We start from the raw sequence: 24893 nt of genomic DNA, 5'->3' as shown, positions 1-24893 counted from the left end.
AATGCAATTCCAACTGCTGATTTTATGTTCGTCTGCCCTGGGGGATGTGGGCAGTTTTTGTGTCAGCCATCAAGGTTCAATTAATCAAGCTGTGATAGCGCGTGCGCATCAGACCACACTGACATGGATAACGCAACTGTTAACTGGAACACATTTTCTTAGACTTTGTGATAAGCGTCCGTCGACTTTCGGGCTAAGCCAGTGATTTGGTCTGTTTATTTTTTATATCTTGGTGTTTTGCACTGATTGGGTTTGTTTGGCAGCGAAACGCGACAGTCGACTCGCGAGCCGGTGGCAAGTTGGCGTGACAGACATGGTGCAGCTTTAATTGACTTGTGAGTATGGCGCTGGGTGGAAAATTTGCAGAAGGGGAATTGAGCAACCTGAGTTCGAGCTGGACGCCAGAGAAATCTACCCGGCGGGAGTGGGCATAAAAAACGGGGCCGTATAGGCCCCGTTTTCAATCCATCTGCGGATTACTTCATGCGTGCCAAGACGCGATCGGCTGCATCCAGAGTCGCTTGCAGCNGCCATAGACAGGAAACCTGCTTCAAAGGCGCTTGGTGCCAGGTAAATACCTTCATCCAACATGCCGTGATAGAAGGCGCGGAACTGCTCCATATTGCACTTGGTGACCTGCTCAAAGCCGGTGATCTTCTCTTCATCGGTAAAGAAGAAACCAAACATGCCGCCAACATAGTTGATGGCCATAGGGATACCATGTTTGTCGGCCGCGGCCTTGAAGCCTTCGGCAATACGCTTGGTCTTGGCAGCCAGATCTTCATAGAGGCCAGGCTCTGACAGGGCTTCCAGCTGGGCCAGACCTGCGGTCATGGCGATAGGGTTACCTGAAAGGGTACCGGCTTGGTACACAGGGCCGGTCGGGGCAATATACTGCATGACTTCTTTCTTGCCACCGAAGGCACCAACCGGCATACCGCCGCCGATAACTTTACCCAGAGTGGTCAGATCCGGTGTCACCCCATAGTGGCCTTGAGCACCGCTCTTGGAGACGCGGAAGCCTGTCATCACTTCGTCGATGATTAACAGGGCGCCGAACTGATCGCATAGCTCACGCAGTCCTTCAAGGAAACCTGCAACCGGCGGGATACAGTTCATGTTGCCGGCAACCGGCTCAAGTATGATACAGGCGATATCCTGCGGATGCTGGCTGAACAGCTCTTTGACTGAGTCCAGATCGTTATAGACAGCAGTCAGAGTGTGCTTGGCGAAGTCAGCTGGGATCCCAGGGGAGCTGGGCTGACCCAGAGTCAGGGCGCCTGAGCCGGCCTTAACCAGCAGACAGTCGGCATGGCCGTGGTAGCAGCCTTCGAACTTGAGGATTTTGTCTCTGTTGGTGTAACCACGAGCCAAGCGTATGGCGCTCATGGTAGCTTCTGTACCAGAGCTCACCATGCGTACCTGTTCAATGGAAGGCACCATCTCAATGACTTTTTCTGCCATCTGCACTTCCAGTTCGGTAGGTGCGCCGAAAGACAGACCGTTCTCCACCGCCTTGAGAACTGCTTCGCGGATCTTGGGATGGTTGTGACCCAGGATCATAGGCCCCCAGGAACCGACATAGTCGATATAGGCTTTGCCGTCGGCATCATAGATATAGGCACCGTCGGCCTTTTCGATGAAGCGGGGAGAGCCGCCTACACCATTGAAGGCACGTACTGGCGAGTTCACACCGCCGGGGATGGTTTTCTTGGCCTGTTCAAACAGGTCTTCAGAACGGGTCATGTTTAATCCTTAAAGTCAGTGGCCGCTCTTTAGCGATTGGCCTTGCGTGAATACCAGTTAACCGGACACTCGTATTTTTCCAACTGATTGTCCACCCCGAGTGTCAGGGCAAACAGTGCCATGCGGATCAACAAGCCATTGTCGGCCTGACGGAAGATAGCCAGGTTGGGATGGTTGTTAAGATCATTGTCCAGCTCATTGGCCTGCAGCCTGGAGTCCCGAGGCAATGGATGCATGATCACTGTATTGGACTTACAATTTTTGGTGTATATGGCGCTGTTCAAACGGAACTTGCCACGATACTTATCGGCTTCCTCCTGCGAGGGGAAGCGCTCTTCCTGAATGCGCGTCAGATAGAGTATATCAGCCTGATCTAAATTGCCTTCCAGTTGGTCTGTTATTGTGATCTTATGCCCGGCATTTTCAATGTCGGCGATCACATAGTCAGGCATTGCCAGCTCGGCAGGGGAGATCAGGGTGAAGCTGATGTTCTTGTACATGCACAGTAGACGCGACAGCGAGTGCACAGTGCGGCCGTATTTGAGATCGCCCACCATGGCGATATGCATACCGTCTATGCCTAAGCCTTTGCTGTGCAGCTCTTTCTGTATGGTGAACAGATCCAGCAGTGCCTGGGTTGGATGCTCGTTGGCACCATCGCCGCCGTTAATCACAGGCACCCGGCTGCCTTCGGCAAATTCGCGTACCGAGTAGGACTCGGGGTGGCGCATGGCTATCACGTCCGAGTAGCTGGACAACACCCTGGCGGTATCGTAGAGGGACTCCCCCTTGGACAGCGACGAGGAGGCCATGCCGACCGTTTCAGCAACCCGGCCGCCAAGCAGGTTGAAGGCGCAGCCGAAGCTGACCCGGGTGCGGGTGCTGGGTTCAAAAAATAGATTGCCGAGAATAGCACCGTCCAGCACCTTGGTACGCTTCTCGCGTAGTGCGTATGGGGTCATCTTTTGGGCTACTGAGAAAATGGTTTGAATGGCGTCCAGATCTAACTGGTTTACAGAGAGGATATGTGATCCCTGGAAATGGTTCATCAGCCTTGGTTTCCAATGCAGTTGGGTGTTGACACTGAGGTCTGGACCCATGGGTTATGTAGGGTTTGGCTGAGGCGCAACTATAACAGAAGGCGGCGGTCATGAAAATGACTGATGACTGAAATTACACTTCTCCGGCACGGATTTCCTGCTGCAGGTTAGACCAACTGATCACTCCGACGATATTCTCCGGGTTATCTTGATAGATATAGACTTCACCGGCACGTTTCGGCGCCAGTATTTCATACACCTCGTTGAGGGTGGCCGAGTCGGGTAGCCCCTGGATCCTGTGTTGGGTCAGGCTGGTGTCAGTGTCAAACGAAGGCATCTGCAACTCCAGCATGGCAATCTGGCCTTCGGCATCTCTGGCAAGCACAGGCCTGCCCTGGGCGCGTTTCATTACTTCCAGCAGCAGCTCATCATTGTTGTTGACTATCACTATGCGCCTGTCCATCAGGGCGCGTACTCCGAGTTTCTGTAACCCCAGGTTAACCGGGGCCACTTTATAACCCAGGCCCATGATATCCAACTGACGAAAGAATATGGATTTGGCATTCAGCCCCTGATAGGCGATGAGGTAGGCGGGCACGGCCACTATCATTCCGGGCAGTATGATGGAGGCATCATTGGTCATCTCCAGCAGCGCCACCAGGGCGGCGAGCGGTGCACTGAGGCAAACCCCCATCATGGCGGTCATGCCGATGACGGTATAGAGCCCTGCATAGGGGGCCACCGAGGGAAACAGCAGCGCGGTCGCCTGAGCCAGAATGGCGCCGCCCAAGGCGCCTATACCGTAGAGTGGGCCTATGATCCCACCCGGGATCCCAAGGCCGATAGCGGCAATGGTTGCGATAATCTTGGCCAGCAATACCGCCAGCAAAAACCAGATGGCCGGATTGTCGCTGACCGCAAGTCCTATGGCCATTTCACCGCTGCCCAATGCCTGAGGCAGCACCAGGCCTATCAAAGTGGTGATAACACCCGCCAGTAACAGGCGGATAATCAAGGGCCAGTGTTGGCCGCGCTCGGTCACCTGAATAAGGCTGTGATTGAATAAGGCCGCGGCGACCCCCAGCACTATACCGCCGAGTGCCAGCAGCGGGTACTGATCCAGTGGAATATGGCTGACCTTGATGGCATCAAACTCGTGGATATTACCGAACACCACCTGGCTGGATACGGCGCCGCAGATGGCCGACAGCATGATGGGGAAGAAGTACTGTACCTTGTATTCCCTGAGCACCACTTCGAGGACAAATACCACGGCGGCCAAGGGCGCGTTAAAGGTGGCGGCTATCCCGGCGGCTATGCCGCTGGCGCACATGATGCGTACACTGTTGTCCGGCAGCTTGAATTTTTCCGCCAATACCGAGGCGGTGACCGCCCCCAGATGAATTGCCGGGCCTTCACGACCGACCGAGAAGTTGCTCGCCAGTGCAAACAGCGCCTGAAAAAACTGCCCCGGTGCCGACTGCAGCGGAATTTTGCCGTAATGCAGTTTCACCCTGTGCAGCACATAGGCTATGCCCATCCGCTTGTAGCGTTTGGAGCCGAATTTGGCGACAATCCAGATCAAAAAAGCCCCAAAAAGTGGTAACAGGACTCGCCAGTCACCGATTGAGCCCGTAAAATCCCATTCTTGTGTTTGGGTAAAATGATTGGCCCATTGCAGCAGCAGGCGAAATAGTATGATGACAGCCGAGGCCATCAGCGCAAACAACAGGGCCAGCAGACACAGTTGAATACTGATCCTCGTTTGGGACAGCTTGTCTCTCATCTGGTGGCGCAGATACTTTCGCGCCTCAAGTTTGAACTTTCTGAATCTTGTCTGCACTGCTGCTTTCCGAAGCCTGATGTGAAATCTTAGTACCCAAGATGGAAATTTTTATATAAGGGGCTGTTAGTTAATGGCAAATTATCATCGCTGGCTCGATCGCCTGCAAGTGATGGAGCGAAATATTCGCCCATCCAGTCTGTATTTGTTGCTCTTGGTCATGGTGGCCTTTCTGACTGGACTGCTCAGCTATCACTTTTTTATTCCGCCAGCAGAAGTCAAATTTCAACGAAACGATGGCAAGAGTCAGCGATTGCAGATCGAGTTACAGGAGCAGGCGCAGCAGTTGGCGAGCCGCAATTTGGAGCTGAGCCTGGCCAAGGAAGCCAACGAACAGATGCAGCAGCTGTTCAACAAACAGCATAAAAAGCAGCAGGAGCTGGAACGTGAGTTGGCCTTCTACCGCAGCATCATGGCGCCGGAGTATAATGCCGAAGGGGTGGCTATTCATGGTTTGGAATTGATGCCTTTAGCCACAGCTGGACAGTTTCGCCTCAAATTGGTGCTGACCCAGTTGCAAAAGCGTAAGCAGGCGCTCAAGGGAAGAAGTGAGATACTTCTCATTGGCATGCAAGAGGGCAAGCAAGTCGAACTGAATTTAGCTAAACTGGTGGACACCAAGTTGGCATTTAACTTCAAGTACTTTCAGGTACTGGAAGCGGAATTTACCCTGCCTGAAGGGTTTGAATTACAGCAGATGAAAGCCAAGGTCGTTGTGCCTGCGAGTCGCTGGAGCAAAGGCGCCGAAACCGAGCAAAGTTTCAGCTTGCCTGAGTTGCTTGAGGGCGAAAAAGATCCCGGCATAATACTTGAACAAAATAGTCAGGTAACAGATAATCTGCCACAGCAAACAGATGTAAGAGGTAGTAATGACTGAACAAGCTGAATCAGCTATGCCCATCCAGTTTACCGATGCGGCGGCAACCAAGGTCAAGGCCTTGCTGGAAGAAGAACAGAACAGTGCGCTGAAGCTGCGGGTCTATGTCACGGGCGGCGGCTGCTCAGGTTTTCAGTATGGCTTCACCTTTGACGAAAAAGTGAATGAAGGCGATTTCACTGTGGAAAAACAAGGGGTACAGCTGGTCGTTGATCCCATGAGCCTGCAATACCTCGTTGGCGGTGAAGTGGATTACACCTCAGGGCTGGAAGGTTCGCGTTTTTTCGTCAAAAACCCAAACGCCACCACCACCTGTGGCTGTGGGGCCAGCTTCTCGGTATAACCGAGAATAAAAGCAGCAAAAAGCCGTCCACTGGGACGGCTTTTTTGTGGGCGCAAGGCCGGTTACTGCATCAGGTTGAAGTTCATCTTACGCTTGAAGAAGGCTTTGACCTTGGGGGTAAAGGCTATCCATACCTGCAGCATGCAAAAGCCTATCAGAAAGCTGAAAATGGCCCAGTCCGGTGCCTTGATCTCAAAACCTGTGATTTTGAGTGAGTTAGGCCCAGTAGCTACACTGTCGCCCTGATCCAGAAGATAGGGCAAGAAACTCACCAGCGCGAGTTGCACCAAGGTATAGAGTCGTAGTGCCCATAAGCCGGCTTGATGGCGCGCTAATACCGCCAACACCATGATCAGCGTCAGCAGACAAAAGATAACGCCTTGACCGGCAATCAGACCACTGACCGCGGCAGCGATATAAAGTAGCATCAGCAGCAGTAGGCGTTTGGGAATGGCGTAGCTTTCTGTGGCGGTTTGGCTCATCTCGCGGCGCTCCTTGTGCACTATTGAATCATGCTCTATCGACTCAGTGACGCGTCTTGGGCGCCAGTCGCTGCTCCAGCTCATGTGGCGGGATCACTACGCCGAGATCTTCCAGCATAGGGAAGACGGCAACATAGAGCTCGTCATCTTCCATACCTGGAACCCAGCGCTCCAGCCACTCGGCCAGGCCGATAGACAGCGGTCGGCAATCTTGCCAATCATCCTCGGCCCACAGGGAAGCCGTCTCTTCACTGGGCCAAACTGGAATACAGTCTTCATCATCCGTGGTCAGCATCACGCAGCCGTCATTGTCTTGTAATACCCACAGCTCTTTATGTTCTTTTACCTGCTCTACCAGAAAGTCGTAGCGGCCTTCCGGTGTCATACCGGCGAACTGGGCCTGGGTTTGTTTCTTGCTCATGGTGACATCTCATCTCGGTGGCCACGGCACTGCGCCCGGCCAAAAATTGACGGCATGTTAACATTGCTTGCAGGCAAGAAAAAGCGCCCCGCAGGGCGCAATGGCTAATTCCTGTTTTTCAGCTTTGCCTGGTTGAAGCCAATCTTTTTTCAGGCGGCGGGGAAACGGGCACCGAGCACGGCTTCGCGGCTGGCGCCGGTTACCGCCGGCAGGTTCGCCGGTAAGCCTTGATGGTGGCGCAGCGCCAGCCAGGCAAACGCTATGCCTTCCACCCACTTGGGATCAATACCCAAAGCCGAGGTAGTGGCTATGCTGTGCTTTGGTAACTGGGCCCCGAGGCGTTTCATCAATACGCCATTGAGCGCGCCGCCACCACAGACATAGATTTCGCCATCCGGGCTCAGCTTGGCTATGTCTCTGGCAATGCTGTGACAGGTGAGATCCAAGAGTGTCGATTGAATATCTTCTTCCGGCAGATGGCTGAACAGCGCCAGTTGTTGATCCAACCAGGCGTTGTTGAATAGCTCTCTGCCCGTGCTCTTGGGATAATCCAGTGAGAAATAGGGGTGTGATAACAACTGCGCCAGAAACTCCGCCGAACTGTTGCCGCTTTCGGCCCACTGGCCATCTTCATCAAACGGCAGTTGTCTTATCTGCTGGCTCCAGGCGTCTATCAGGGTGTTTCCCGGGCCGGTATCAAAGCCAAGGATCTCCCGGTTATCGGCGGGCAGGAAAGTGATGTTGGCGATGCCGCCGATATTGAGAATGAAGCGATTTATACCTGGGTGTGAGAATATCTGCTGGTGGAATGCCGGCACCAAGGGAGCACCCTGGCCACCGAGGGCGACATCCTTACGGCGAAAGTCGGCGATAACATCTATACCGGTTTCGGCGGCGATTGTGTTGGGGTCGCCAATTTGCAGGGTAAAGCCCACTTCCAGGTTGGGCATGTGGCGTACTGTCTGGCCGTGGCTGCCGATAGCACAGATCTGTTCTTTACTCACCCCAGTCTTGGCCAGCAGTTGCTTGACCGCGGCTGCAAACACCTTACCAACAGTGCGATCCAGCCGTCCCAAACGGTTAATTTCATCTGTATCCGGTTGGCACAGACGCTGCAACCCCTTGAACAAATGAGTGGGCAACGGCTCTGTATGTTGGCCAAGCAGCTTAGGTTGACCACTGCTGAAGTCCACTAATACGGCATCAACGCCGTCCATGCTGGTGCCGGACATCAGCCCAATAAAGTATCCTGAATTCATCTATGCTGTCCCTGTTATTGCATCGCAACCTGAACTTGTTTGTTGCGCAGCAGAGTGGCCATCAATTGGCTACTGAGTTGTTGGAACGCGACACGTTCGCGCTTGGCTATCGCTTCGGCCTTGGGGAGATCCACAGTGCGCGGGTTTCTGTGTACACCGTTGACGATAAACTCATAGTGCAAATGGGCGCCAGTTACCCTTCCTGTGCGGCCAAGGGTTCCTATGATCTGTCCCTGTTTGACGCTTTCACCTTGTTTAACCTTACGCTTGTTAAGGTGTAAGTATTTGGTGGTATAGGTTTCGTTGTGTTTGATAAACACATAGTTGCCGTTGTATTGGTTGTAACCTGCCTTGATGACCCGGCCGCTGCCGGCCGCTTTGATGGGAGTGCCTATAGCGGCAACATAATCCACTCCGCGGTGAGCCTTCACCTGACCGGTAACAGGGTGCAGGCGGCGGGGATTGAAGTTGGAACTCACATACTTGAAGTCAACCGGAGAGCGCAGGAATGCTTTGCGCATGCTGCGGCCTTCCTCGGAATAGTAGTTGCCATCCTTATACCTTACCGCGGTGTAGCGCTCGCCCTGGTTGATAAATTCGGCCGCCAATATGTTGCCGTTACGTAGAAACTCACCATCGGCATATTCTTCTTCGTACATGAGGGCAAAGCTGTCGCCTTCGCGGATATCCAGGGCAAAGTCGACGTCCCAGCCGAATATGGTGGCCAGCTGCATAATCTGCGCCGGTGTCAGTCCGGCTTCGACTCCGGCATTCCAGAAGTTGCTCTTGATGCTGGCGCGGGCAAACTTATCCCGGGTCTCAACGGTTTTTACCGCCAGTTCTTCTTGATAACTCTTGCCCTGTTTGCGGACTATCAGGGTAGAGATGGCATCGAGGCGGTATCTGAGCTCTTGCAATTCGCCATCGGCGTTTTTACCTATGGCGACTTCGTCACCAGGCATGATTTTCAGCAGGTTTTTTTTCGCCAGCGGCAGCTGGGTAATGTCGTGAACTTCTCTGGCAGTAAGTGAGGCGCGACTGAAGAGCGCCGCCAGGGTATCGCCACTCTTTATCTCGAAATGTTCAAGCTCGGCTATCGCCGGACTGGTTTGCTCCGGAACTGTCAGAGCGGCTTTAGCCTGTTGATTGAGTTTCTCTGTCAACGCCTCGGCGGCGGCTTCTGATTCTGGATCTTGCCCGCTTTCAACCACTTGCTGGGCCGTAGGTGAAGTGGGGGTACGAAAGGCCAGAGGCACTTGGTAACGAACATGGGTTTCCGGAACGGCGCTGTTTTTCGATGCCTCGGCTTCGTCAGAGGGCAGCAACAGGGTTATCAGGGTTATGGTAGTAAAAATACTAAGCAGGATTTGATGCTTTCTGGGCAGCAGTTTGAAGAGAGTTATAAGCTTTGCCATCGACCCGGATACCAATTTCTTAATTCTTGGGCATATTGCCTTAGTGTACACACTTTCATTTAGGCTGGCTAACAAGTAACATAAGTCTCTTTGAATTTGAAGAGCCTAGGGAGTTGTTGGCGAGATGGCTGATTTAGCACAAATAATGGCGGAAATTAAACGTGGTACCGACGAGGTTTTGCTCGAAGCAGATCTGCTTGAAAAGCTGAAAGAAGGTCGGCCACTTAAAATCAAGTTGGGTGCTGATCCGACTGCGCCGGACATTCACCTAGGCCATACCGTTATTCTTAACAAACTCAGACTGTTCCAGGACCTGGGACACGAGGTTATCTTCCTTATCGGTGACTTTACCGGTATGGTCGGTGACCCGAGTGGCAAGAACAGTACTCGCCCACCTCTGACCCGTGAGCAGGTATTGGCCAACGCCGAAACCTACAAGGAGCAGGTATTCAAAATTCTGGATCCGGCCAAGACCCGGATTGAGTTCAATTCCAGCTGGTTGGAAGATCTCGGCGCCGCCGGTATGATCCGCCTGGCCTCCCGCCAGACTGTGGCTCGTATGATGGAGCGTGACGATTTCAAGAAGCGCTTTGCCTCAGGTCAATCGATCGCTATCCATGAATTTATGTACCCGCTGCTGCAGGGTTATGACTCAGTGGCATTGAATGCCGATGTAGAACTGGGCGGTACTGATCAGAAGTTCAACCTGCTGATGGGCCGTGAGCTGCAGAAATCCGAAGGCATGAAGCCTCAGGTGGTGATTATGATGCCGCTGCTGGAAGGGCTGGACGGCGTGAAGAAGATGTCAAAGTCTGCCGGAAACTACATAGGTATCAGTGAAGCCCCGGATGAGATGTTCGGTAAGATAATGTCCATTTCCGATGAGCTGATGTGGCGTTACCTGGAGCTGCTGTCTTTCCGTCCGCTGACTGAAATCGAACAGTTTAAGGCCGATGTCGAAGCCGGTGCCAACCCAAGGGATATTAAGATAGCCCTGGCGAAAGAGATTATTGGTCGTTTCCACAGTGAAGAAGCTGCCGAGGCTGCCCATCAAGCCTTTATCAATCGTTTCCAAAAGGGTGCTATGCCGGATGATATTCCCGAGCTGACTCTGGAAGCCGGTGAAGGGTTGGCGATTGCCAATCTGCTGAAAGAAGCTGGTCTGGTTGGCTCCACTTCCGATGCCATGCGGATGATCAAGCAAGGTGCGGTGAAGATGGATGGTGATAAGCTTGAAGACAGCAAGCTGGTACTGAACGCCGGCACTTGCGCGGTATTCCAGGTTGGCAAGCGTAAGTTTGCCAAGGTAACACTGGCCTGAACTCAAGGTACCTAAATTCCAAGGTAGCTAAATTTAAGCATTTGTTTGAGCGCGTAAAATACCAAACCCGGCATTGCCGGGTTTTTTCTTACCTGTATCAGGCTCAGTGGTCGTGAGGTGGGCTACAGTTGTCGGTACCAAAGTAGACCTTGTTCTGGCAGCGCCAACTGAGCACGGCTTTTTCCACTGACCAGTCTCCGGCATTGTTATCGAGCGCCAGAATAAGCAGCATCTGCGGATGTCCTTCCTGGGTGCTGACATTATAGGTTAAGGTCTTGCCGTGAGAGTGGCTGATGCGTACAAACTTAAAGGCTGAGCCAGAATAGTGACGGCTGATCCCTTCGGGATTGTTACTCCAGGGAGCCTGTTGATGTTGCGCCTGCATCAGCTTTTGATTGAAACGGTTTATAGGTTGTGCGGCGTAGGAAACCACCAGGGGTGGTTCAAACTTTTCTTCGGCATTGAATGCTGCCTGGGCCTGAGTCATCAGAGGGAAGCACAGGGGCAGGACAGCCAGTACGGATAAGCGACTCATCTTTACCTCTCGGATCAGAGTGAACCCTGATCTCGCTGTTGGCACTCAGATGAGTTGGACAGTAAAAAACAGGCCGGGTTCCCGGCGAGCTGGATTACTGAGCCGAGAGTTGATCCACCATGGTCTGATAGTCCATCAGATCCATATGTTCTTTCACCCTGTGGTTGAGTGTATCCAGCTTTAGCGTGGTTACTCCGGGGATGGCGATATCAATAATTTTCCCGGGCTTGCCAAATTGCTCGCCCGGACCCTTATAGTGGTAGTTGCCTATCATTACCACCAGAGAGCCTGAGTTGAACATGTGCTCTATGTTGAATCGATACTCGAGTACGCCGCGGTGTGCCCGCTCCAGAAACTCTATAATATGCCTGCCGCCCGTGTATTTGCGGTTTGCTGTACGGTCGTTGAAGACGCTGTCACGATTGTAAAAGGTCGCCAGCTCATCATAGTCGTGAGTGGTCAGAGCATGGATATAGCGTACGGCCATCTGCTGCTCCGGCGGCATATCGCCGCTGTTGGCCAGCAATGGTGGGCTTAACAATGCCAGGATCAACACCAAATAACGCACAATCAATCTCTCTTGGTCTTTAGGTCAAACGCGGGTAACGACAGGTGCCAACGTATGGCGGCCAGGCGAATTATCAAAGCCGTGAAAAAAGCCAGCATCAGCGCCGCCTCGGCTTCGAATTTTAACTGCAGGCTGCAGGTGTACACCAGACCGCCCAGAATAGATGCTGTGGCGTAGATTTCGGTACGCAACACCATGGGGATCCGGCGGCAAAGCAGATCCCGAATAATGCCTCCTCCCACTCCTGTGATCAAGCCCATGACTACGGCTATCAGGGCGCCAAACTCCAGAGTCAGGGCCTTTTGGGTACCGATAACGGTAAAGAGCGCCAGGCCGACGGCATCGGCTATGGCCAGGCTAGATGGGGGCAAACGCCAGGGGCGGCGTACCAGAATCAAGGTCAGTACCACGGTCAGTAGTATCACGTAGAGATAGTTGTGGTCATGAAGCCAGAATACCGGAGCGCCCAGAATGGTGTCTCTTAGGGTGCCGCCACCTATGGCTGTGACCGCTGCCAGTACCAAAACGCCGAAAGGATCCATCCTGTGCCGGCCGGCAGCCAAAGCGCCGGAAAGGGCGAATACTGCGGTGCCGAACAGATCCAGGCTATAGACCCACAATGTCATTAACCCATCTCTTTGAGATGAATGTTGAGGGCATCGACCGAGATACGGATTTCAATCACCGACAGGATTAAGGAATACAGCAATAACAGCAAACTGGCGCCGAAAATCATCGAGCCTGTAGTGTTAAAGCCAAGATAGATAAAAATCATACACAGCACACACAGGGCGAAGCTGGTGACACCTGCCTCCTGCATGCGGCGGATGATAACGATGCGGCGGCGCAGGTTTTTCAGTTGTTCGGCGGCAACGGGTTTATCGCCGCCACTCAAGGTGCGAATTAGCGCGGCCAGTGAGAAAAATCTATTGGTATAAGCCAGCAGCAGCAGGGAAATGGCCGGAAACAGCAATGCCGGGGTCGTCAAAGAGATATGCATATTGTCCAGCACGGCAGTCTTCTCAGTGTCAAGCGGGGAATGAAGGCATTATAAGGAGAAATTGAATAATTTAAAGCGTTTGTGAATAACGTAACAAAACCCAAATCAGAGGTAACAAGATCACAAAAGCAAACCAGATGGTGAAGGTGCGAAATGTCAGCGCAATCGCTTTGGGTATGGTCTTGTGATCCGCTATGGGCCCCGGGCCGATTTTCTCCACCTGTACCTTGATGCCGGAATACTTTTGTGGTCCGCCAAGCTCTGTCATCAGTACAAATGCTGCCATGGTTGCCACCTGGAAATTAGAGCCGATAGGAAAGCGGCTATGGGGTGTGTGCCAAAGCAGTTTTAATGTCTGGGGACCACCCTGAATCGCCAGGGTAAAACGCCACAGCTGCGCCGGAATATACAGTAGCACTTGATTGACCAGAAAAACGGGGCGACCGAAGAAACGGTATTGTGGATCCAGACACCACCAGCTCTGTTCCAATTGTTTGAGCATTCTCACCAGCAGCACCATGGGCGCGCCGGCGAGACAGAAGAAAAACACCACGGTAACAGTGCCGTGAATGGGAGTGGTCACCAGCTTTTCTATAGTGGCCTTGGCTATGCCTGCCTCGGACAGTTCGGCCGTATCGCGGGCAACCCAGGGGGCGAGCAACTCTCTGGCGGCCGCTTTATCTCCCCGCCTGAGGGCTTGGTATATCTCTTCGGCTTCCTGAATAAAACAGGCGTCGTTGAGACACAGATAGAGGATCAAAAACTCAAAGAACCAGGGGAATGCCGCCAGTTCCAGCAGAAAGGTGATGATTAACCAAAATGGCAGTACCAGCAGTAAAATAGCCAGTGAACCGGCAATCAGCTGCTGCTTTTTGTCTCTGTCGCCCCGTTTGACCTTGGCGGCCAGTGACCTGGCAAGATGGCTCAACCAGGCCAGGGGTTGAAACGCCTGGGGCAGCGGCGCCAAACGTGCCAGTAACAAGGCCAAAAACAGCACCAGAAACCCCTGTATGAGGGGGCCATCTAAGGCCAGCAGCTGCTCGCAAAAGGGCAGACTCATGGGCTCTGGTGCTCCTTAAATTAAAGGTGATGCAGCATGCCTATGACCATCAGGGCCGAGTGGTGCCCCGCCTTGACCAGATAGGCATCAAAGTCGACCGGAGAGTCGTTGTTGGCATTATCGGACAAAGAGCGGATCACCACAAAGGGCACGCCGAACTGATGACATACCTGAGCAATGGCGGCGCCTTCCATTTCGCAGGCCGCCATGGTGGGGAAATGTTTTAACATGACGGCAGTGCGCTCGGGATCGCAAATAAAGCTGTCACCTGTGCAGATAAGGCCTTCAATGGCTTTGACCTCTCCCAAACCTGCGATGGCCTGTTGGGCTGCCAGCATCAATTTGGGATCCGGGATAAAGGCTGCCGGTTGCTGCGCCATCTGGCCCATCTCATAGCCAAAGGCGGTGACATCGACATCGTGGTAGCGGACTTCATTGGAAATCACTATATCACCTATCTGCAGCGCATCGACAAACCCACCGGCCGAGCCGGTATTGATGACTGCATCCGGGGCGAACTTTTCAATCAACAGACTGGTCGCTATGCTGGCGGCAACCTTGCCTATGCCGGAGCGGGTAACTATGACTTCTTTGCCAACCAGAGTGCCGCTGACAAATTCAATGCCGGCAACCTTGCTGTGCTGTGGGTTTTCCAAAGAGGCAATCAGGTGAGCAACTTCCGGCTCCATGGCGCCGATAATACCGATTTTCATGGCTTAACCTTCTTTAAATGTCTTGAGTGAGCCTGAGGGCGGCTTAATATAGCACAAGCCAAGATTGGTGCGAACAAGTCTGCCGGTTACAGCCTGGTCGCTGAAGTCAGGATGCATGTTATAAACGGCTTTGGCTGCGCTATTCCCGGAGTGTAGAACAGGCGAAAAAAAGCGCACCCGGGAGGTGGGTTCCCGGATACGCTCAAAGTGTTGAGTTGTCAGCTGAGGAAATTGAGGATCCCAAGCGCCGCATCGCGCCCTTCGGCGATGGCGGTGACCACCAGATCTGAACCCCTGACCATATCACCACCGGCAAATACTTTGGGGTTACTGGTCTGGAACGGATTGGCCGCTTCTTTTTCAGCTTTTACCCGGCCCCATTGATCCAGGGCGATATCAAACTCGGCAAACCAGGGCGCCGGGCTGGGTTGGAAACCGAAGGCGACAATCACGGCGTCAGCCTCCAGCAACTGATCGCTGCCCGGGATGGGCTCTGGACGCCGGCGACCGCTGGCATCGGCGTTGCCAAGCGCGGTTTCAACAAATTCGACTCCCTTGACCTTGCCATCGTCTGTGGCAATCGCCACCGGCTGGCGGTTGAACAGAAACTCGACTCCTTCTTCGCGGGCATTTTGCACCTCACGGCGCGAACCCGGCATATTCTCTTCGTCGCGGCGATAGGCACAGATAACCGACTCGGCGCCTTGGCGCACCGCCGTGCGCACACAGTCCATGGCGGTATCACCGCCGCCGAGCACTACCACCTTCTTGCCCTTGAGGTCGATGTAGGGCTGTGCCGGATCGGCTTGCCCCATCAACTCACGGGTGTTGGCAATCAGGTAGGGCAGGGCTTGAATAACCCCTTCAGCTTCTTCACCGGGCAGGCCCGCCTGCATGGCGTTATAGGTCCCCATGCCGAGGAACACGGCATCGAAGTTGGTCAGCAGCTCGGCAAAGGGAATATCTTGGCCTACAGTGACGCCGAGGCGGAACTCTATCCCCATGCCTTCCATCACGCTGCGGCGGGTAGCCATCACGGACTTGTCGAGCTTAAAGGCGGGAATGCCATAGGTCAGCAGGCCGCCTATCTGAGGATATTTGTCAAAGACTACAGCCTTGACCCCGTTGCGGGCCAGGATATCGGCGCAGCCAAGACCGGCCGGCCCCGCGCCTATGATGGCGACCCGCTCGCTTCTGGGCGTTACCTGGCTCATGTCAGGGCGCCAGCCCTGGGCGATGGCGGTATCTGTGATGTACTTTTCCACATTGCCTATGGTGACGGCGCCGAAGTCATCATTCAGGGTACAGGCACCTTCACAGAGCCTGTCCTGCGGGCAGACTCGGCCGCAGACCTCCGGCAGGGTATTGGTTTCATGCACCAGGTCTGCCGCTTCCAGGATACGTCCCTGTTTGGCCAGCTTGAGCCAGTTGGGGATATAGTTGTGCAGCGGGCACTTCCACTCGCAGTAAGGGTTACCACAGTCCAGGCAGCGATCGGCCTGCTGGTCGACCTGCGCCTGGGCAAAGGGTTGGTAAATCTCAATAAACTCAGTCTTGCGGCGTGCGATAGCCTGCTTGCTCGGGTCGATACGACCCACTTCGATAAACTGAAAATCGTTACTCATGCTCGCTTACCCCGCTTTTACGGCCAGTTCCGGGCTCGGTTGTTCCAGTTTGAGCAGATCCGAAACCTGAATATTCTTGGGCTTGACCAGGACAAAACAGTCGAGCCAGTTGTCAAACTCACTGAGAATGGCACTGGCGTGTTCACTGCCGGTCTCGGCCACATGTTGCTCTATCAGCCCTTTGAGGTGCTGTTGATGAATGGGCATCTCCAGCTTGAGGGTATCGACCAGTTCGGTATTGACCCTACGGCTAAAGCGGCCGAATTGGTCGAACACATAGGCAAAACCGCCAGTCATACCGGCGCCGAAGTTAACGCCCGTGGTCCCCAGCACCACTACTATGCCGCCTGTCATATATTCACAGCCGTTGTCACCGACCCCTTCAACTACCGCCAATGCCCCAGAGTTCCTGACCGCGAAGCGCTCACCGGCCCGTCCCGCCGCAAACAGTTTGCCGCCGGTGGCACCATAGAGGCAGGTATTACCGACAATGGCGCTGCGCTCGGATTGGAAGGCGCTGCCGAGCGGTGGATAGATGGCTATCTTGCCGCCGGACATACCTTTACCCACATAGTCGTTGGCGTCGCCGCACAGTGACAGCTCGAGTCCTGGGCTGTTCCAGACCCCGAAACTTTGGCCGGCGCTACCGTTGAAGCTGAGTCTTATCGGCTTGGGACAGCCTTTTACGCCCCAGGTTGCCGCGATATGGCCCGAAAGCGCGGCGCCTACTGAACGGTCGGTATTATTGATGGGGAAGCAGATATCGAAGCCTTCGCCCTTGGTGGCACGCTCGGCGCACTTGGCCAGCAGTTCCTGGTTCAGGCTGCCGGGATCTGCCGGCGTATTGATCTCTTTCCAGGTCAAACTGGTGCTTGGCAATACTTCAGGTTTGAACAGGATAGGGCTCAGATCCAGTCCCTGCTGCTTGGCGGTCTGGCCTTCGATGGCCTGCAGCCAATCGCTGCGCCCTACCAATTGTTCAAACTCGCTGACCCCCAGCTTGGCCATCCATTCACGCACCTCTTCGGCGACAAACTCAAAGTAGGTCATTACTCGCTCGGGCAAGCCATGATAGTGCTTGTCTCTCAAGGTCTTGTCCTGGGTGGCAACGCCGGTGGCACAGTTGTTTAGGTGACAGATACGCAGGTATTTGCAGCCGAGCGCTATCATGGGCACAGTGCCAAAGCCGAAACTCTCGGCACCCAGTAAGGCCGCCTTGATAACATCTGTGCCAGTCTTGAGACCACCATCCACCTGCAGGCGTATTTTATGTCGCAGACCATTGGCCACCAGAGACTGGTGAACTTCGGCAAGGCCCAGCTCCCAAGGGCTGCCGGCATACTTGACCGACGTCAGTGGGCTGGCGCCTGTGCCGCCATCATAGCCGGAAACGGTAATCATATCGGCATAGGCCTTGGCGACTCCTGTGGCTATGGTGCCAACACCCGGCTCAGAGACCAGCTTGACCGAGATAAGCGCCTTGGGGTTTATCTGCTTGAGATCGAAGATCAGCTGCGCCAAATCCTCAATAGAGTAGATATCGTGGTGCGGCGGCGGTGATATCAGCGTTACACCCGGGCGGGCATGCCTGAGGCCGGCGATTTCAACACTGACCTTATGACCGGGCAGCTGACCGCCTTCACCGGGCTTGGCGCCCTGGGCGACCTTGATCTGCAGCACTTCGGCGTTAATCAGATAATGGGCGGTTACCCCAAAGCGGCCAGAGGCTATCTGCTTGATGGCCGAATTGCGTTCGCTGTTGAATCTGCGGGCATCTTCACCGCCTTCGCCCGAGTTTGAGCGGCCGCCGAGACGGTTCATGGCGATGGCCAGCGCTTCGTGAGCTTCCGGGCTCAGGGCGCCGATACTCATGGCGGCGCTGTCGAATCTGGGGAAGAGAGTTTTGGCCGCCTCTACATCTTCGAGCGCTATGCTTTCGCGCTGCTGTTTGATGCTCAGCAGATCTCTCAAGGTGGCGACCGGCCTTTGGTCTACCAACTCGGCAAACCGTTTGTAGAGCGGGTAATCCACCTCTTTCAGAGCCCGTTGTAAGGTATTGACCACATCCGGGTTGAAGCAGTGGTATTCGCCGCCCTCAACGTACTTGAGCAAACCGCCCTGCGGCAGCGGCACATGGGGGCGGAAGGCCGCCTGACTCAGCAGTTGCTGATCGGCTTCTATGCCATCGAAGCCCACACCCTGAATACGGCTGACCACGCCGTTGAAGCATTGTTTAATCACCTCGTCGGCCAGGCCTATGGCCTCAAACTGCTGGCTGCAGCGATAGGAGGCGACTGTGCTGATCCCCATCTTGGACATGATCTTGCGCAGCCCCTTCTCAATGCCGTAGCGGAAGTTGAGCATCAGATTAACGATATCCTCGGCCTGATGGCGCTTGGCGAGTTCGGCAATGGACTCGTACACCAGATAGGGGTAGATGGCCGTAGCGCCAAAGCCCAGCAGTACCGCGAAATGGTGCGGATCCCGGGCCGAGGCTGTTTCCACTATGATGTTGGTGTCACAGCGCAGGCTCTTGTTCACCAGCATCTGCTGCACTGAACCTACCGCCATGGCGGCCGGAATGACCAGGGTATCTTTGCTGACGGCACGATCCGAGAGCACTATCAGGGTGGTGCCGGTGCGTGCCAGGCGCTCGGCTTCATCCGTGATCCGTTTGATTGCCTGACTCAGGCCTTCGGAGGCCGGGTAGTTAAGGTCAACCTTGTTGGCACGGTAATAAGTGCTGTCCAGACTCAGCAACTGGTTGAAGTCACTGAACAGCAAGATAGGCGAATTGAACATCACCCGATAGGCGTGTCCCGTGGTTTCGTTAAACAGGTTCTGCTCGCGGCCGATACAGGTGGCCAGCGACATCACATGTTTCTCCCGCAGCGGGTCGATTGGCGGGTTGGTGACCTGGGCAAATTTTTGCCGGAAATAGTCATACAGCGAGCGCTGCTTCTTCGACAGTACCGCCATCGGGGTGTCGTCGCCCATGGAGCCGGTGGCTTCTTCGCCTTTGCTGGCCAGTACCCAGATCACTTGCTCAAGCTCTTCACGGCTGTAGCCGAACAGCTTCTGGTACTGCAGCAAAGTGCCCTGGTTGAATTCACTGACACCCTGATCCTGCGGCGACAGTTGCTCAGCCGGCACCAGAGTCTGGCTGTTTTTCGCCATCCACTCCTTATAGGGGTGACGACGTTTGAGGTCGTTATCGATTTCGAATGACTGATAAAGACGACCGCTGAGGGTGTCGAGTACCAGAAGTTCACCCGGGCCGACCCGGCCTTTTTCAATCACTTCATCCGGGCCATAGTCCCAGATACCCACTTCCGAGGCCAGGGTGAGAATTCTGTCTTTGGTGATCACATAGCGCGATGGCCGCAGCCCGTTGCGATCAACCGCGCAGGCGGCGTGGCGACCGTTGGTCATGACTATCCCGGCCGGGCCATCCCAAGGCTCCATATGCATGGAGTTAAAGTCATAGAAGGCCTTGAGCTCTTCATCCATCTCGGGGTTACTCTGCCATGCAGGCGGGATCAGCAAACGCATGGCGCGGTACAGGTCCATGCCGCCGGCCAGCAGCATCTCCAGCATATTGTCCAGTGATGACGAATCTGAGCCGGTTTCATTGACAAACGGGGCGGCCTGCTGCAAGTCAGGCAGCAGCGGTGAGTTGAACTTGTAGGCCCGCGCCCTAGCCCATTGACGGTTACCTGTGATGGTATTGATCTCGCCATTGTGGGCCAGAAAACGGAACGGCTGTGCCAGTGGCCACTTGGGTGAGGTGTTGGTCGAGAAGCGCTGGTGGAACAGGCAGATAGAGCTTTGCAGCCTAATATCGGCCAGATCCGGATAAAAGGCCGGCAGATCGGCCGGCATCATCAAACCTTTGTAGACAATGACCTGGCCGGAGAGGCTGGCGACATAAAAGTCTTTATCCTGGCTTAATTGCTGCTCGAGACGGCGGCGAGCCATATAGAGGCGCCGCTCCAGATCTTTTTCTCGCCAGCCAATGGGAGCATTGATGAGCACTTGCCAAATTTGCGGCAAGCTGGACTTGCCTATCTCGCCGAGCACTTGCGGATTGACCGGAACCGGGCGCCAGCCGGCAATACTCAGGGTTTCTTTCTCCAGTTCCCGTTCGAGCAATATTCTGGCTTCGGCGGCCAGGGTTTCATCCTGGTTTAAAAACAGCATGCCAACGGCGAACTTACGGCTGAGATGCCAGCCCTGTTCGGCCGCAATGGCTTCAAAGAATCCTGTGGGCATTTGCATCAGCAAACCGCAACCGTCGCCAGTGCGTCCGTCAGCTGCAATACCACCACGATGTTTCATGCGGTCGAGGCCATGGATTGCCGTGCGAACAATGCGATGGCTGGCTTCGCCATCCATTTGGGCTATTAATCCAAAACCACAGTTATCCCGCTCGAAACTGGGATGATACAAGCTCATACAAAACCTCCCTTAACATCACTATTACTACTCGGGAGAGAGTACCAAACTCTATAGATATGCACCCGAACCATTCAAATTATCCTGAGACTTGCTAAAGGTCAAACCTAAATATTGCATATATTTGATGAATCTTGGGGTGTTTCATACGGAATCTTCAATTGCATTACGTTAACGTAAACTGAGGATTGCGCTGTATAACACTATGAATGAAAAGAAAATCTACTTTGCCCCTGTTTTCTGTTCACCTAATTTTAACAAGCGGCCTCGAATTATCCTTAAAGAAGAAAAACTGATTTCCGGTCTCGCTGGTGTTTACATTAAAAATTTGCATTAAATGATTAAATATTCACAAAAGTGTGATCTGGGAGCGGTTTACGCTCAAGCGGTTTGATCATTGATCACTGGCAAAAGTAGCAGCCATTTGTGACATAAATTGACCTGGAGCAGAGTAGTCCCAAATTGGAGTCGTTAGACTGGCGACTTTTTTGAGAGAAGCAAATGGGACTGGACGATTTTGTCACTACCTTTGGTCAATACTGCCGGCAACAATTTGGTCAACGGTTACAAAAGCTGACTCTGGATGCACGTTTTACCTGTCCCAATCGCGACGGAACTCTGGGACGCGGTGGTTGCACTTTCTGTAATGTTGCCTCTTTCAGTCATGAACATGGAACCGACTTGTCGATTGCGGCTCAGCTTGAGGCCGGCAAACAGAAGATGAGAGCAAAGGCTTCGCGGTTTTTGGCTTACTTCCAGGCCTATACCAGTACTTATGAAGAGTATGCCGAGTTGAAGCGCAAATACGATGAGGCACTGCAGAGCGAACAAGTGGTGGGTTTGTGTGTCGGTACCCGCCCGGATTGCGTACCGGACAGGGTGCTGGATCTGTTGGCGCAATATCAACAAAACGGCAGTGAAGTTTGGTTGGAACTGGGTTTACAGACAGCTCACGACGCCACGCTGAAAAGAATTAACCGTGGTCATGACTTTGCCGCTTACCAGGATGCTGTATGCCGCGCCCGCAGTCGCGGACTCAAGGTATGTACTCATCTGATCCTCGGACTGCCGGGAGAAGGGCTGATTGAACATCAACAAACGCTGGAAGCAGTGTTAAACACAGGTGTCGATGGCCTTAAATTACATCCCCTTCATATAGTAGTCGGCAGTACCATGGCCAAGGCCTGGGAAGCAGGCAGGTTGCAGCCACCGACACTGGACGAATATGTTACCAGTGCGGCGCAACTGATCCGTCACACGCCAAAAGAGATAGTGTTTCATCGGGTGACCGCTTATGCCAGCCGTCCCGTGTTGCTGGCGCCGGATTGGTGCGCTCAGCGCTGGATAGGCTTGGTAGCACTGGTGGATGAGTTGGCGGCTAAGGGCGGGCAAGGTTCTAGTTTAATCAATTTAAATCAATAGCCTATAAATCATTGTATCTATTGTGCCCGGATTTTGTATCGCCAATGTTAAATCCGGGAAAGTTTTGTCTTGTTTAGCGCCTATAAGTTGCACCGGTAATTTTAGCGGGTATGATGTGGTAAATCTGACACATTTGAGGAGCGCCTTCATGGCCACAACTGAACTGGATACTATCTTAGATCTCAATACCCTGGAGCAGTACTGTAGTGCTATTGGTGCCGGCACCTTACTCAAGAGTGTGGTGTTATTTGAACAGTTGTTGCCTGAATACGTCGCGAATTTGCAAAAGGCCGAAGCGGCCGGAGATAAAGATACCCTGTGCGCTGAGGCTCACAAGTTCAAAGGTGCTGCCGGCTCTGTGGGATTAAAGCGGATCCAGCAAACTGCACAGCAACTGCAACACGGTGAAGAAGCCGCTTGGGAAGCCGGGCATAAAGAGTGGCTGGCGGTTATTGTTGAACATGCCGGTGCAGATCTGCAGCAACTCAAGTCTTTCCTCGAAGCCAAAGCATAAATTAGCCTTGGGTGCCGGAGAGAAGCTCCGGCGCAGTCAAGGTATTAAGAAACTTCCGTTACTACCCCCTTTTTTAATACCTGAACCTTAGCCGTCAAGGCTTGGGTTCTCTGCTATTTCCGCTTCAGTGATAGATATCTTGGGGGATGATTTATCGCCTCGGTCACACTCCTGATGTGATACTGCTGCTCGACAGACTTTTTGTGTTAGATTAGATAGAACTTTCTAATGCATTACTCAATTGGTAATCGACAAAATGAAACACTTACCCAGTTTGAAAAATCTCTATTATCTGGTGAACCTGCATCAGGAACAGAACTTCAACCGGGCAGCCAAGGTGTGCCATGTTAGCCAATCGACGCTGTCCAGCGGGATCCAAAATCTGGAAGAACAGTTGGGTTATCAGCTGATTGAACGGGATCATAAGTCTTTTATGTTTACCGCTATCGGTGAAGAAGTAGTACAGCGTTCGTTGAAAATTCTGACCGATGTCGATGACTTGGTGGAATTGGTGAAAAACCAGGGTGCGCCTATGACTGGAGAGATCCGACTTGGCTGTATTCCCACCATTGCCCCGTTCCTGCTGAGCCGTGTAGTTAAGCAGTGCCAGAAGACCTATCCGGATCTGAGTTTGCTGCTCAAAGAGGACACCACAGAGCGTTTGTTGACAGCTTTGGGTAAGGGCGAGTTGGATCTGTTGTTGTTGGCTCTGCCAGCGGATACTTCCGGCTATCACAGCATGAAAGTGGGTATAGATCCCTTCAAGATGGTGGTGCACAAGGACTTATCTGCCGATATTCATGAGCCGGTGGACTATCAGGCGCTGCCGGATGAGAGTATTTTTCTGTTGCAGAGTGAGCACTGCATTACCGGTCATGCCATCAGTGCCTGCCAACTGGGTGACAGCGCCAAGGTCAACCCTTTTGCGGCCACCAGTTTGCACACTCTGGTACAGATGGTGAACAGTAAATTGGGCACGACTTTCCTGCCGCAGATGGCAATAGATGCCGGGATATTGAAAGACACAGATCTGGCGGTGATGAGCCCTCCAGGGGAGGCTCCATATCGTGAGATAGGTCTGGTATGGCGTCAGACTACCAGCCGGATCCTGACTTTCAGAACTTTGGGGCTGGAGATCCAGCAGCTGCTTCAGCAGCAGGTTTAGGCTTGGATTCAAGTCGTAACAGTAAGAAAATACATCTATGATATCTTAGAAAAGCCTTGCAGGATGCGGCCTGCGTAGAGCCGTTTACTCAAACTGCTCTACGCAGGTATATTGAAAGCTCAAGAACGGTAGTTACACCGATTCAAAACTGGAGCTTGACGCTGTCTCAGTTGTTCATCCATTTTGAAGAGCGACAGGAAACCTACATTGCGCTGTGATTTTTAACGTGACACAGAATTTTGAAAACCCTCTTTCGAATATAATCCGTAAAGCATGTTACTTGACGATGAGCTTCATCTTTACCATCAATATAGCGTTGTGAAAACAAACTAGGGACGATTCCCAAAGTCATCTTACCTGATGGACATACTTATTATTGTAAGAGTAAGACTCCATTCAACTATTCACCTAACTTCCTTTTATAACTCCTTATTGCACATTGTTTTTAAATTGATGGTTTTAGTTGTGGGTGATGGATAGGTGTTTTATTTGGTTTTTATTTGGTGTGTTTGTTGGTTTTTTGAGGGCGGTTTGTTTTGGGTGTTGACTTTTTGCCTGTTGTTGTGTTGGATGGTCATTGATAATGATTGTACAAGTGGAATGACTTTAAACATGGAGCGCGAATTCAACTCCGAAGTGCACCACTCGCTAAATTAGGCTGCCTTGCGTAATTCATTGAATACCGCAATAGGTTGCCTGAAGCCGAGGCACTTTCTCGGTCTGGCATTTAATGCCCGTTCAATCTCACTAATTTGCCTATCTGTTACCGTCCGCAAATCGGTGCCTTTCCGTATGTATTGCCGCAGCAAACCGTTGAAGTTTTCATTCAGTCCGCGTTCCCAGGACGAATAAGGGTTAGCGAAGTAGACATCCGTTTTAAGCTTTTCTGCGACCTGTTCGTGGTCACAGAACTCGCTGCCGTTGTCCGCAGTGATAGTTCGAACATAACTTCGATATTTCCACAGCATGCCAACCATTGCCCGGGCCACATCGGCTGCGCTTTTCGCTGGCACTTTGCGTATCAGGTACAGCTTACTTTTTCTCTCAACCAGGCTGACAATCGCGCCCGTACCTTGCTTGCCCAGAACC

21 protein-coding genes and 2 pseudogenes are annotated in these 24893 nt (G+C 53.1%); 7 read left to right on the top strand and 16 right to left on the bottom strand.

From position 1 onward, the window contains the following. Positions 1-476 precede the first annotated feature (476 nt). The 3 genes and pseudogenes from hemL to ACMHXH_RS07850 all read right to left on the bottom strand — a co-directional run bounded on the left by hemL (position 477) and on the right by ACMHXH_RS07850 (position 4572). Positions 477-1746: pseudogene (gene hemL / locus ACMHXH_RS07860) on the bottom strand (glutamate-1-semialdehyde 2,1-aminomutase). Positions 1747-1775: 29 nt separating this feature from the next. Beyond that, entirely contained in the window at positions 1776-2795 is a 1020-nt protein-coding gene (locus ACMHXH_RS07855; protein ID WP_039033669.1) for an aspartate carbamoyltransferase, read from the bottom strand. Positions 2796-2919: 124 nt separating this feature from the next. Beyond that, complete coding sequence (locus tag ACMHXH_RS07850; RefSeq protein ID WP_082014254.1) at positions 2920-4572, bottom strand: chloride channel protein; 1653 nt, start codon at positions 4570-4572, stop codon at positions 2920-2922. A gap of 130 nt (positions 4573-4702) precedes the next feature. On the opposite strand from ACMHXH_RS07850, the gene ACMHXH_RS07845 reads away from it, so the two are divergent. Together ACMHXH_RS07845 and erpA are read left to right on the top strand one after the other, a co-directional pair. After that, positions 4703-5506 carry a DUF6776 family protein gene (locus ACMHXH_RS07845; protein ID WP_039033671.1) on the top strand — a complete coding sequence of 268 codons (804 nt, stop codon included), beginning with the start codon at positions 4703-4705 and terminating at the stop codon, positions 5504-5506. Continuing rightward, a complete protein-coding gene (gene erpA / locus ACMHXH_RS07840; RefSeq protein WP_025010525.1) occupies positions 5499-5849 on the top strand; it encodes an iron-sulfur cluster insertion protein ErpA in 351 nt (116 codons plus the stop codon). Before ACMHXH_RS07845 ends, erpA begins: the two co-directional genes overlap by 8 nt. A gap of 62 nt (positions 5850-5911) precedes the next feature. Here the strand turns inward: erpA and ACMHXH_RS07835 are convergent, their stop codons facing one another. The 4 genes from ACMHXH_RS07835 to ACMHXH_RS07820 form a co-directional block, all read right to left on the bottom strand. Further along, positions 5912-6415, bottom strand: coding sequence for a hypothetical protein (locus tag ACMHXH_RS07835; RefSeq protein ID WP_260853001.1), 504 nt, complete (start codon positions 6413-6415; stop codon positions 5912-5914). Then, positions 6375-6752: a DUF2750 domain-containing protein gene (locus ACMHXH_RS07830; RefSeq protein WP_039033673.1), complete on the bottom strand. Its 378-nt coding sequence runs from the start codon at positions 6750-6752 to the stop codon at positions 6375-6377. Before ACMHXH_RS07830 ends, ACMHXH_RS07835 begins: the two co-directional genes overlap by 41 nt. 149 nt (positions 6753-6901) lie before the next feature. Continuing rightward, on the bottom strand, positions 6902-8011 hold the full coding sequence (locus ACMHXH_RS07825; protein WP_039033674.1) for an anhydro-N-acetylmuramic acid kinase: 1110 nt from the start codon (positions 8009-8011) through the stop codon (positions 6902-6904). A 14-nt stretch (positions 8012-8025) separates the two neighbouring features. Beyond that, positions 8026-9426, bottom strand: a complete 1401-nt coding sequence (locus tag ACMHXH_RS07820) for a peptidoglycan DD-metalloendopeptidase family protein (RefSeq protein WP_101094925.1) — start codon at positions 9424-9426, stop codon at positions 8026-8028. Positions 9427-9550: 124 nt separating this feature from the next. On the opposite strand from ACMHXH_RS07820, the gene tyrS reads away from it, so the two are divergent. After that, the gene (gene tyrS / locus ACMHXH_RS07815; RefSeq protein ID WP_039033676.1) at positions 9551-10747 is read left to right on the top strand and encodes a tyrosine--tRNA ligase; all 1197 of its coding nucleotides are present in this window, start codon (positions 9551-9553) and stop codon (positions 10745-10747) included. Between the two features lie 103 nt (positions 10748-10850). On the opposite strand, the gene ACMHXH_RS07810 is transcribed toward tyrS, so the two are convergent. From ACMHXH_RS07810 to gltB, 8 genes are all read right to left on the bottom strand, one after another. Beyond that, complete coding sequence (locus ACMHXH_RS07810) at positions 10851-11282, bottom strand: hypothetical protein (protein ID WP_039033677.1); 432 nt, start codon at positions 11280-11282, stop codon at positions 10851-10853. Between the two features lie 94 nt (positions 11283-11376). Beyond that, positions 11377-11850, bottom strand: coding sequence for a nuclear transport factor 2 family protein (locus tag ACMHXH_RS07805; protein ID WP_373296856.1), 474 nt, complete (start codon positions 11848-11850; stop codon positions 11377-11379). A 2-nt stretch (positions 11851-11852) separates the two neighbouring features. Further along, positions 11853-12476, bottom strand: a complete 624-nt coding sequence (locus tag ACMHXH_RS07800; protein WP_039033679.1) for a trimeric intracellular cation channel family protein — start codon at positions 12474-12476, stop codon at positions 11853-11855. Beyond that, on the bottom strand, positions 12476-12850 hold the full coding sequence (locus tag ACMHXH_RS07795; RefSeq protein WP_039033703.1) for a DUF2721 domain-containing protein: 375 nt from the start codon (positions 12848-12850) through the stop codon (positions 12476-12478). Before ACMHXH_RS07795 ends, ACMHXH_RS07800 begins: the two co-directional genes overlap by 1 nt. Before the next feature lie 70 nt (positions 12851-12920). Continuing rightward, positions 12921-13910, bottom strand: a complete 990-nt coding sequence (locus ACMHXH_RS07790) for a cobalamin biosynthesis protein (RefSeq protein WP_144361819.1) — start codon at positions 13908-13910, stop codon at positions 12921-12923. 20 nt (positions 13911-13930) lie between these two features. Beyond that, a complete protein-coding gene (locus ACMHXH_RS07785; RefSeq protein ID WP_100142050.1) occupies positions 13931-14623 on the bottom strand; it encodes a 5'-methylthioadenosine/adenosylhomocysteine nucleosidase in 693 nt (230 codons plus the stop codon). A gap of 218 nt (positions 14624-14841) precedes the next feature. Next, positions 14842-16248 (bottom strand): FAD-dependent oxidoreductase, encoded by a 1407-nt coding sequence (locus ACMHXH_RS07780; protein WP_071475582.1) that lies wholly within the window; start codon positions 16246-16248, stop codon positions 14842-14844. A 6-nt stretch (positions 16249-16254) separates the two neighbouring features. After that, positions 16255-20703: a glutamate synthase large subunit gene (gene gltB, locus ACMHXH_RS07775; protein WP_144361820.1), complete on the bottom strand. Its 4449-nt coding sequence runs from the start codon at positions 20701-20703 to the stop codon at positions 16255-16257. 501 nt (positions 20704-21204) lie between these two features. Here gltB and ACMHXH_RS07770 point away from each other — a divergent pair. The 4 genes and pseudogenes from ACMHXH_RS07770 to ACMHXH_RS07755 all read left to right on the top strand — a co-directional run. Beyond that, positions 21205-22125 carry a TIGR01212 family radical SAM protein gene (locus tag ACMHXH_RS07770; RefSeq protein WP_039033705.1) on the top strand — a complete coding sequence of 307 codons (921 nt, stop codon included), beginning with the start codon at positions 21205-21207 and terminating at the stop codon, positions 22123-22125. A 148-nt stretch (positions 22126-22273) separates the two neighbouring features. Further along, positions 22274-22639 carry an Hpt domain-containing protein gene (locus ACMHXH_RS07765; protein ID WP_039033706.1) on the top strand — a complete coding sequence of 122 codons (366 nt, stop codon included), beginning with the start codon at positions 22274-22276 and terminating at the stop codon, positions 22637-22639. Positions 22640-22895: 256 nt separating this feature from the next. Further along, positions 22896-23804 carry a hydrogen peroxide-inducible genes transcriptional activator OxyR gene (gene oxyR / locus ACMHXH_RS07760; RefSeq protein ID WP_052248010.1) on the top strand — a complete coding sequence of 303 codons (909 nt, stop codon included), beginning with the start codon at positions 22896-22898 and terminating at the stop codon, positions 23802-23804. 84 nt (positions 23805-23888) lie between these two features. After that, a pseudogene (locus ACMHXH_RS07755) lies at positions 23889-24022 on the top strand (IS256 family transposase); the annotation flags it as partial. A gap of 435 nt (positions 24023-24457) precedes the next feature. On the opposite strand, the gene ACMHXH_RS07750 reads toward ACMHXH_RS07755, so the two are convergent. Then, a partial coding sequence (locus tag ACMHXH_RS07750) for an IS30 family transposase (RefSeq protein ID WP_413737912.1) occupies positions 24458-24893 on the bottom strand: 436 nt, incomplete at its 5' end.

The sequence above is a fragment of the Shewanella sp. BJSY2023SW001 genome (genome assembly GCF_047314685.1).
Classification (GTDB): Bacteria; Pseudomonadota; Gammaproteobacteria; order Enterobacterales; family Shewanellaceae; genus Shewanella; species Shewanella indica.
This window is presented reverse-complemented; position numbering and strand designations above follow the sequence as displayed.

Bases quoted from the DNA above. Each gene is read 5' to 3' on its own strand.
- ACMHXH_RS07810 (WP_039033677.1), bottom strand. From the start codon at position 11,282: ATGAGTCGCTTATCCGTACTGGCTGTCCTGCCCCTGTGCTTCCCTCTG.
- gltB (WP_144361820.1), bottom strand. From the start codon at position 20,703: ATGAGCTTGTATCATCCCAGTTTCGAGCGGGATAACTGTGGTTTTGGA.
- erpA (WP_025010525.1), top strand. From the start codon at position 5,499: ATGACTGAACAAGCTGAATCAGCTATGCCCATCCAGTTTACCGATGCG.
- ACMHXH_RS07820 (WP_101094925.1), bottom strand. From the start codon at position 9,426: ATGGCAAAGCTTATAACTCTCTTCAAACTGCTGCCCAGAAAGCATCAA.
- ACMHXH_RS07790 (WP_144361819.1), bottom strand. From the start codon at position 13,910: ATGAGTCTGCCCTTTTGCGAGCAGCTGCTGGCCTTAGATGGCCCCCTC.
- ACMHXH_RS07780 (WP_071475582.1), bottom strand. From the start codon at position 16,248: ATGAGTAACGATTTTCAGTTTATCGAAGTGGGTCGTATCGACCCGAGC.
- ACMHXH_RS07830 (WP_039033673.1), bottom strand. From the start codon at position 6,752: ATGAGCAAGAAACAAACCCAGGCCCAGTTCGCCGGTATGACACCGGAA.
- tyrS (WP_039033676.1), top strand. From the start codon at position 9,551: ATGGCTGATTTAGCACAAATAATGGCGGAAATTAAACGTGGTACCGAC.
- oxyR (WP_052248010.1), top strand. From the start codon at position 22,896: ATGAAACACTTACCCAGTTTGAAAAATCTCTATTATCTGGTGAACCTG.
- ACMHXH_RS07795 (WP_039033703.1), bottom strand. From the start codon at position 12,850: ATGCATATCTCTTTGACGACCCCGGCATTGCTGTTTCCGGCCATTTCC.
- ACMHXH_RS07835 (WP_260853001.1), bottom strand. From the start codon at position 6,415: ATGAGCTGGAGCAGCGACTGGCGCCCAAGACGCGTCACTGAGTCGATA.
- ACMHXH_RS07770 (WP_039033705.1), top strand. From the start codon at position 21,205: ATGGGACTGGACGATTTTGTCACTACCTTTGGTCAATACTGCCGGCAA.
- ACMHXH_RS07855 (WP_039033669.1), bottom strand. From the start codon at position 2,795: ATGAACCATTTCCAGGGATCACATATCCTCTCTGTAAACCAGTTAGAT.
- ACMHXH_RS07785 (WP_100142050.1), bottom strand. From the start codon at position 14,623: ATGAAAATCGGTATTATCGGCGCCATGGAGCCGGAAGTTGCTCACCTG.
- ACMHXH_RS07825 (WP_039033674.1), bottom strand. From the start codon at position 8,011: ATGAATTCAGGATACTTTATTGGGCTGATGTCCGGCACCAGCATGGAC.
- ACMHXH_RS07845 (WP_039033671.1), top strand. From the start codon at position 4,703: ATGGCAAATTATCATCGCTGGCTCGATCGCCTGCAAGTGATGGAGCGA.
- ACMHXH_RS07765 (WP_039033706.1), top strand. From the start codon at position 22,274: ATGGCCACAACTGAACTGGATACTATCTTAGATCTCAATACCCTGGAG.
- ACMHXH_RS07800 (WP_039033679.1), bottom strand. From the start codon at position 12,476: ATGACATTGTGGGTCTATAGCCTGGATCTGTTCGGCACCGCAGTATTC.
- ACMHXH_RS07850 (WP_082014254.1), bottom strand. From the start codon at position 4,572: ATGAGAGACAAGCTGTCCCAAACGAGGATCAGTATTCAACTGTGTCTG.